Annotated in this window: 4 protein-coding genes and 1 pseudogene; 3 read left to right on the plus strand and 2 right to left on the minus strand. The window is 54.7% G+C overall.

Going from position 1 to position 7,123, the window contains the following annotated elements; all coding sequences use genetic code 11:
* The first annotated feature begins 163 nt into the window (after positions 1 to 163).
* Positions 164 to 1,717 (plus strand): 4-alpha-glucanotransferase, encoded by a 1,554-nt coding sequence (gene malQ, locus VAE57_RS03470; protein WP_322820510.1) that lies wholly within the window; start codon positions 164 to 166, stop codon positions 1,715 to 1,717.
* On the opposite strand, the gene recF is transcribed toward malQ, so the two are convergent.
* Both recF and fni read right to left on the minus strand, forming a co-directional pair.
* A complete protein-coding gene (gene recF / locus VAE57_RS03475) occupies positions 1,699 to 2,877 on the minus strand; it encodes a DNA replication/repair protein RecF (RefSeq protein WP_322820511.1) in 1,179 nt (392 codons plus the stop codon). The genes malQ and recF overlap by 19 nt on opposite strands.
* Positions 2,878 to 2,897: 20 nt before the next feature.
* The gene (fni, locus tag VAE57_RS03480) at positions 2,898 to 3,938 is read right to left on the minus strand and encodes a type 2 isopentenyl-diphosphate Delta-isomerase (RefSeq protein ID WP_322820512.1); all 1,041 of its coding nucleotides are present in this window, start codon (positions 3,936 to 3,938) and stop codon (positions 2,898 to 2,900) included.
* Between the two features lie 337 nt (positions 3,939 to 4,275).
* Between fni and VAE57_RS03485 the strand changes: the two genes are divergently transcribed.
* Both VAE57_RS03485 and VAE57_RS03490 read left to right on the plus strand, forming a co-directional pair.
* Complete coding sequence (locus VAE57_RS03485; protein ID WP_322820513.1) at positions 4,276 to 5,844, plus strand: PAS domain S-box protein; 1,569 nt, start codon at positions 4,276 to 4,278, stop codon at positions 5,842 to 5,844.
* 909 nt (positions 5,845 to 6,753) lie between these two features.
* A pseudogene (locus VAE57_RS03490) lies at positions 6,754 to 7,123 on the plus strand (Uma2 family endonuclease); the annotation flags it as partial.

The raw sequence follows: 7,123 nt of genomic DNA on the forward strand, positions 1-7,123 counted from the left end.
ACCTCACTCCTCTCTCCTCCTTCCTACCTCCCCTTCTTTCCATTTCCTATCTCCTATCTCCTCCACCCTCCTGCCCGCCAAATTGATTGCATCCACAACAATATGCTACAATACCGCTCAGTTTCTATACAGGTGCTGTATTGATGGCGGATGTAGAATGAATATGACAACAACTAACGGCTCTCCGGTTCAGGTGCGAGGATTTGGACTGCAACGGGCAAGTGGCATTCTCCTTCACCCCTCATCCCTACCCGGCCCGTGGGGAATTGGTGATCTTGGATCGATGGCATATCGATTCGTTGATTTTCTGGTTGCGGCGGGGCAATCACTCTGGCAGGTGCTCCCGCTTGGCCCTACCGGCTACGGTGACTCGCCCTACCAGTGCTTTTCGGCTTTTGCCGGCAATCCATTGTTAATCAGCCTGGATGACATCATTGAACAGGGACTACTCACGATTGAGGAAGCACGATCGACACTGGCCAGTTTACCCGTCGAGCGGGTTGATTACGGAGCCCTCATTCCAGCCAAACAATCCCTGCTACGTCGTAGCTTCGAGCGATTCCAGAGCGGTCATGGTGCGCACTTGCGCCCGGACTACCAGCGGTTCTGTGAAGCCAACGCGGAGTGGCTGGCCGATTATGCCCAATTTATGGCCATCAAGGAAGCGCAAGGAGGTGTAAGCTGGCATGACTGGCGTCCCGATCTGCGTGATCGTGAACCAGCCGCCCTTGCCCAGGCCCAGCATGAACTGGCGACAACGATGGCTTACCATCAGTACCTGCAATTTCTCTTCTTCCGCCAGTGGCAATCACTCAAAGCCTATGCCAATCAACAGGGTGTGCTGATCATCGGCGATGCTCCCATTTTTGTTGCCGATGACAGTGCCGATGTGTGGGCCAATCGTGATCTCTTTTTTGTTGATGAACATGGTCGACCAACCGTGGTTGCCGGTGTACCACCAGACTACTTCAGCGCCACCGGTCAACGCTGGGGCAATCCTCTCTATCGCTGGGAACGCATGGCCGCCACCGGTTACCGCTGGTGGGTTGCCCGCATGCGCCAGGCGTTCACACTCTACGACATCTTGCGTCTCGACCATTTTCGCGGGTTTGAAGCCTATTGGGAAGTACCGGCGAGTGCACCAACTGCGGTAGATGGGCGCTGGGTAACAGGGCCGGGCGCCGATCTTTTCAATGTCTTGCAGGCCGAGCTGGGAACACTTCCTATCATTGCCGAAGACCTCGGTTTGATTACCCCTGAAGTTGAAGCCCTCCGTCAGACGTTTGAACTACCTGGGATGAAGGTACTCCAGTTCGCTTTCGGGGATAATCCGACCAATCCCTACCTGCCCCACAACTACACGCCGAATTATGTCGTCTACACCGGCACGCACGACAATGACACGACGATTGGCTGGTTTGCCACCCTCGATCCGGCTACCCGTGCGGCAGTGCTGACCTACCTTGGTCGTAATGAAGAGACGATTGATATTGCCTGGGATTTAATGCGTCTGGGCATGATGTCTGTCGCCAACTATGCAATTACGCCATTGCAAGACGTTTTACGTCTGGGATCAGAGGCGCGCATGAACACACCCGGTCGGTTGGGTGGTAACTGGGCATGGCGCTTTTCGGCTGAAGCACTCAGCGCAGAACTGGCCGACAGATTGCGTCAACTCACATTTATCTACCGCCGACTTCAGCCGGCAAACACCTGACCATCTTCAATCCGATAGCGACGGACAGCAGCCAGGAAATCAGCGCTGAAATCGCTGAGGTCGGTAGCGGTAAGCAGCGTCTGCTGATCGGGATGATGGATCAAAGCAAGGAGATGGGTGCGGCGCTGAGCATCAAGCTCACTCAATACATCATCGAGCAGCAGCACTGGTGCTTCACCGCTGCGCCGTCGCATCAAACCAGCCTCACCAATCTTCAACGCCAGCGCAATCGAACGTTGCTGACCACGGGAACCGTAGCGACCGAGATTGATCCCGGCCACCGTAAAGAGCAGATCGTCGCGATGAGGACCGCAGAGGGTCTGACCACGGGCCAGTTCATCACTGCGCTGAGCCGCAAACGCCAACAGCAAGCGCTCGGCCAATCCGCCGGAATCTCTTGCAGTTCCCAGGTCACAACTGGCCGCATACTCGATCTGCAACCGATCTTCACCACCGCTCATCTCCTGATAGAGTGGGCCGGCCAGATCATTGAGTTCAACAATTGCACGTAACCGTTCGGACAGCAGATACCCGCCAGCCGCCGCCAGCTCCTGATCCCAATAGGCCAGCTCGGCATCAACGTGGCGTGGTACTCGTCGCTGTTCGCGCCAGGCGCGTAACAAACTATTTCGTTGCAGAAGTATCTTCTGATAATGCGCTAGTGTGCGCACGTAATGCGGATCGAGCTGCGAGAGCGTGATATCGAGGTAACGTCGCCGTTCTGCTGGTGGTCCATCAACCAGCGTCAGATCGGTAGGCGTGAAGAGCACCACCCGCAACTGACCTATCAGATCGATTGCTCGCGCCGGACGCTTATCAATCCGCACCAGCTTTTGCGCACCGTTCAGTGGCTGCCCATCATCGTTTGCCCGCCGCTGCACCAACACCTCCAGGCGCACCGGCCCAATCCGCCGCTCGACATCGGCAGCGATACGAGCAAACGGCGGGGCACCTGCCTCTCCCACCGCATCCCAGCGTACCAGTTCACGATCACTACTCAGGCGCGGCGAGCGCGTTGTCGCGAGATAGAAGATTGCTTCAAGCAGACTCGTTTTACCAGCGGCATTTGGCCCGTAAAAGAGAGTGGTTGCCGGTGCTAACGCGAGATCAAGGCGTCGATAGTTGCGAAAATCGCGCAGAAACAGATGGTGAACATACATATATCGGCCATTGCCGCAGGCTACGAGCGCTCACCCAGGCGCAGATTACGCAGCGCCTGAAGATTGGCACAGCCGCTACAAAACATAGCAACCCGCAGTTCGCGGATAAATGCTCCTAACCCTTCAATCACTGCCTCAGCCCCCCGCTCATTGATAGCATCGAAGAGTGCCGGACGAGCAGTGCCGGCCAGATCGGCACCCAGCGCAATCGCCTTCGCAACGTCCACCCCACTCCGCACACCACCTGAAGCAATGAGTGTCACATCGGGTAACGCGGCGCGCACCTCGCGTATACACTCGGTTGTCGGCAGCCCCCAATCGGCAAAAGCGCTCGCCACCCGGCGCCCAGTGTCGTTTGGTTGACGAAAGCGTTCAACTTCACTCCAACTGGTCCCCCCAGCACCGGCTACATCGATAATGCGCACGCCTACCTCATAGAGTCGAATCGCATCAGCAGCACCGATGCCATTACCGACCTCTTTCACGATGACCGGTACCTCTAGCCGCCGACAAACCTCTTCGATCCTGGCCAACAATCCTTTAAAATTGACATCTCCCTCGGGCTGGACAGCCTCCTGAAGCGGATTGAGATGCAAAATCAGCGCATCAGCCTCAATCATCTCCACTGCCCGGCGGCAATGATCGACGGTGAAGCCATAATTGAGCTGCACAGCACCAACATTCGCCAGCAAGGGAATATGCGGCGCGACTCGTCGCACCTGATAGGTAGACGCAAGCCGGGGATCCATCACTGCGGCCCGCTGCGAGCCAACTCCCATCGGCAAACCGAGATGCTCAGCAGCTTCAGCCAATGACAGATTAATCTTTTCAGCACTGGCCGTACCACCAGTCATCGAACTGATCAGCAACGGTGCGGCAATGGGTTTACCCAGAAACGTGGTACGGGTATCAACCTCATTAAGATCAAGCTCAGGCAGGGCACGGTGCGGGAGACGATACGCAGCAAACCCGGTAACGATGCCCTTAGCAGCCACATCCTCATTCAACACTATTCGAATATGATCTATTTTTCGCGACTCAGTTTTATCGTCACCGGGCATAGCAAACTCCTGTTGCAGGGAGAGGAAAGGAAACCATTGTTTTTTTTCCTTTAGAGCGATCATACCAACAAAAAGGAGGAGCGTCAAACAAGCGAGCCGTGGAGTAACTGGTTCCCACCAACAAGGAAGGACCCGGCACGGTTCACGAGAGTTTCACAGTTCCTTACCCAAAAGATAACCCACGATCACACCACAACGTCGGAAGAATACCCCCACCATAATCGGAGATGTTACCAAAGTTCGTATTCTCTACACCCAATCTTATCTGGTTTAAACACAATAGAGATGGTATAGTAGATGTGGATTTTATAACAAAAGACAGCCAGGAAAACATGTTATGAATCTCAACGATAACTCAACAGACAGAATGCTTGCTGAGTGTATAGCACAACGTGATCGATTACGACGCATTATCGAAACGACCAATCTTCTGGTGGTAGAAATAGATTCCGACGGCCGAATCACATACATCAATCCGGCCTGTCAGCGGTACTTCGGCGTGCCTCCTGAAGAATGTCTTCAGCAAATTGCCTGGACATTCATTCACCCTGAAGAGCAAAATCAGGCACGACAACACTTTCGTGCATTGATCGCACAACAACAACTCTCTGACACATTTGAAAGCCGACTTCTCCTCCGCGATGGTTCTACCCAGCATTTGCGCTGGACAATTTCACTGCACTACAACGACAACGGTGAGTTCTCATCACTTACTGCCATTGCTCACGATATTGACCAGCTTTATCACATGCGCACAAAGCAGCAACAGCAGGAAGAAGAACTACAAACCTTTAAACTCCTGGTCGAACTTGCCCCTGATGGTATTGCCATCGCCGATACACAATTACGCATAACATATACCAACCAGGCTCTTTGCACCATGCTTGGCTACGAGTCACTGATTGGGAAAACTGTCGTTGACATTACCTATCCCGGTGATCACCAGCAACTGGTAGAGATCGCCGAAACATTGCAGCAGGGTCAGACCGTTCACACAACTATTCGCTATGTGCGTGGCGACGGATCACTCATAACGGCACAGGCTTCCGCACTTGGCTTGTACAATCGTGAAGGTCAACTGACCGGCTTTGCATCAATTAACCGCGATGTGACGGCTCAGATTGAAGCTGAAGAAGAGCTGCGACAAAGCGAACAACGGAACCGGACACTACTGGCTGCCATTCCCGATCTCATGTTCTTACTCAGCATCGATGGCATCTTCCTCGACTACAAGCCTGATCCTACCGGTCGCCTGCTGGTACCCCCTGAACTGTTCCTCAAGCGCCACGTGACTGAGGTACTGCCACCTGAACTCGCTACACAAATCTTGCAACGAATCGAAGTTCTCCGGCGTGATAGCGAGATGCAGACGTTCGAGTATCAGATTGAAATTGACAACCAGGTCGAGGAGTACGAAGCGCGCATGGTCTTGCTGCAAGATAACGTCATGGTGCTTTCCCGCAACATTACTGCCCAACGTCAGGCCGAACGTGAACGAGCAGTCATGCAAGAGCAGATTATTCAAGCGCAACAGGCCACATTGCGCGAACTAAGTACACCACTCATGCCAATTGCTGATGGTGTAGTTGTGATGCCGCTGATCGGAGCTATCGACACAGCACGGGCTCAGCAAATTATGGAAAGTTTGTTGTACGGTGTAGCCGAATACAAGGCGCGGGTCGCCATTATTGATATTACCGGCGTGAAAGTCGTTGATACGCAGGTTGCCGGAGCGCTGATTCGTGCAGCACAAGCCGCCCGGATGCTGGGTGCTGAAGTCGTCTTAACCGGAATTAGTCCTGAAATTGCTCAGACGTTGGTGCATATCGGCGCTGACTTAGGTGCGATGAAGACAAAGGCTACCCTGCAAGAAGGTATTCGCTACGCATTAGCAGGTAAGCAATAAGCGGCAGATTGCTACTCTACCGCTCGTGAAAGCCACTGCGGTTCTGATCGCCAGCGAGGAAGGAGTGCCAGGCGTAATCGGCAGATTGGCAGGGAACGACAGTCGAACTTATTTCATAAAAGCTGTGCTGTCGTGCTGACAGAATATCGCACAGGCGCATAAACGCTTGCTAATCAACAAAGACAGCCTATCCTGCTCCCAGACTACCGACCATCGCCAGTGACACCTCGCACCGGATCGGTTGCCTTAGCCGCTCGTCATGCGCGTGTCGCGGCGTTTGGAGTGCGGCAGCCGTGCTCACGATTCGGCACGTGGTACACCGTTGACCCGGCTGGTCACGAGGATACCATGTGTGCTCGTCACGATCATCGAGTTGCCCAGGAATGGTGGTTTACAACCCGGTCTCACCCCATTGCCGCCCCACTGAAGCTGACCGAACGACACGACCTGACTCCCCCCGTGGACTACTGCAGCTCCGCAAACGTTAACACATTGTCTCCCCAGATACCTGACCGTCCGACTGGGCTGACCGAACGACATGGTGTTCTTGATCACAACATCACCAGAGTGTGTCTGTCGTCAGCACGGCAATGAAACTGGCTGACTTTAGTATCCTGAACAACCTCTCAAACCAGCACGCCGACACGCCCCTCCCACTCAGACGATCTTCTTCACCATCTTTTGCAAATATCCGCGTCACTTTTGCGCTCCTAACACGGTTTATATATCAGAACGCCGTGTTGAGCCAGGAGTGCCTTATGCCCCACCCCTCCCTCCCGCCTGCTCTCCATCGCACCCCCGGTGTGCAACTCGCCAGCCACCGACCAGCATTCCAGATAGCCGCTGTGGTACAATACTACCCCAGAACTGGTTCCCAACCGCTACCCACCCCACCAGGGAGGTTTCATTATGAGCCAACCGTCGCCCAAAACCACGCTGGTTCCCGACCCACCATCGGTTTCAGCCGACGATCCGTTTCGCTACGGCTGGCGCTTTGTGCATCGTCCCACCCCCGACGACCCGCATCATCTCGAGCAGGTGCCGCTCACCCTCGAGGATGTTCTCCATCCCGAGGTGGGAGACTTCATCGTGCATAGCATCCGTCACGAAACCGACCAGCGCTATCTCACCGATGTGCTCCAGGCGCGGCTCGAACGCACCGGCGAAGCCATCGTGATGAGCGATATCCGCATCGCCTGGGACGTGCCCGGACTACGGCCACACAGCCCGGACGTGATGGTGATTCCCGGCATCACCAAACGGGAGAACTGGAGCACGT

It is taken from the genome of Chloroflexus sp., from assembly GCF_034434295.1.
In the GTDB taxonomy this organism is placed as follows: domain Bacteria; phylum Chloroflexota; class Chloroflexia; order Chloroflexales; family Chloroflexaceae; genus Chloroflexus.

Excerpts from the sequence above, each read along its gene's own strand:
- fni (WP_322820512.1), bottom strand. The coding sequence starts at position 3,938 with ATGCCCGGTGACGATAAAACTGAGTCGCGAAAAATAGATCATATTCGA.
- recF (WP_322820511.1), bottom strand. The coding sequence starts at position 2,877 with ATGTATGTTCACCATCTGTTTCTGCGCGATTTTCGCAACTATCGACGC.
- malQ (WP_322820510.1), top strand. The coding sequence starts at position 164 with ATGACAACAACTAACGGCTCTCCGGTTCAGGTGCGAGGATTTGGACTG.
- VAE57_RS03485 (WP_322820513.1), top strand. The coding sequence starts at position 4,276 with ATGAATCTCAACGATAACTCAACAGACAGAATGCTTGCTGAGTGTATA.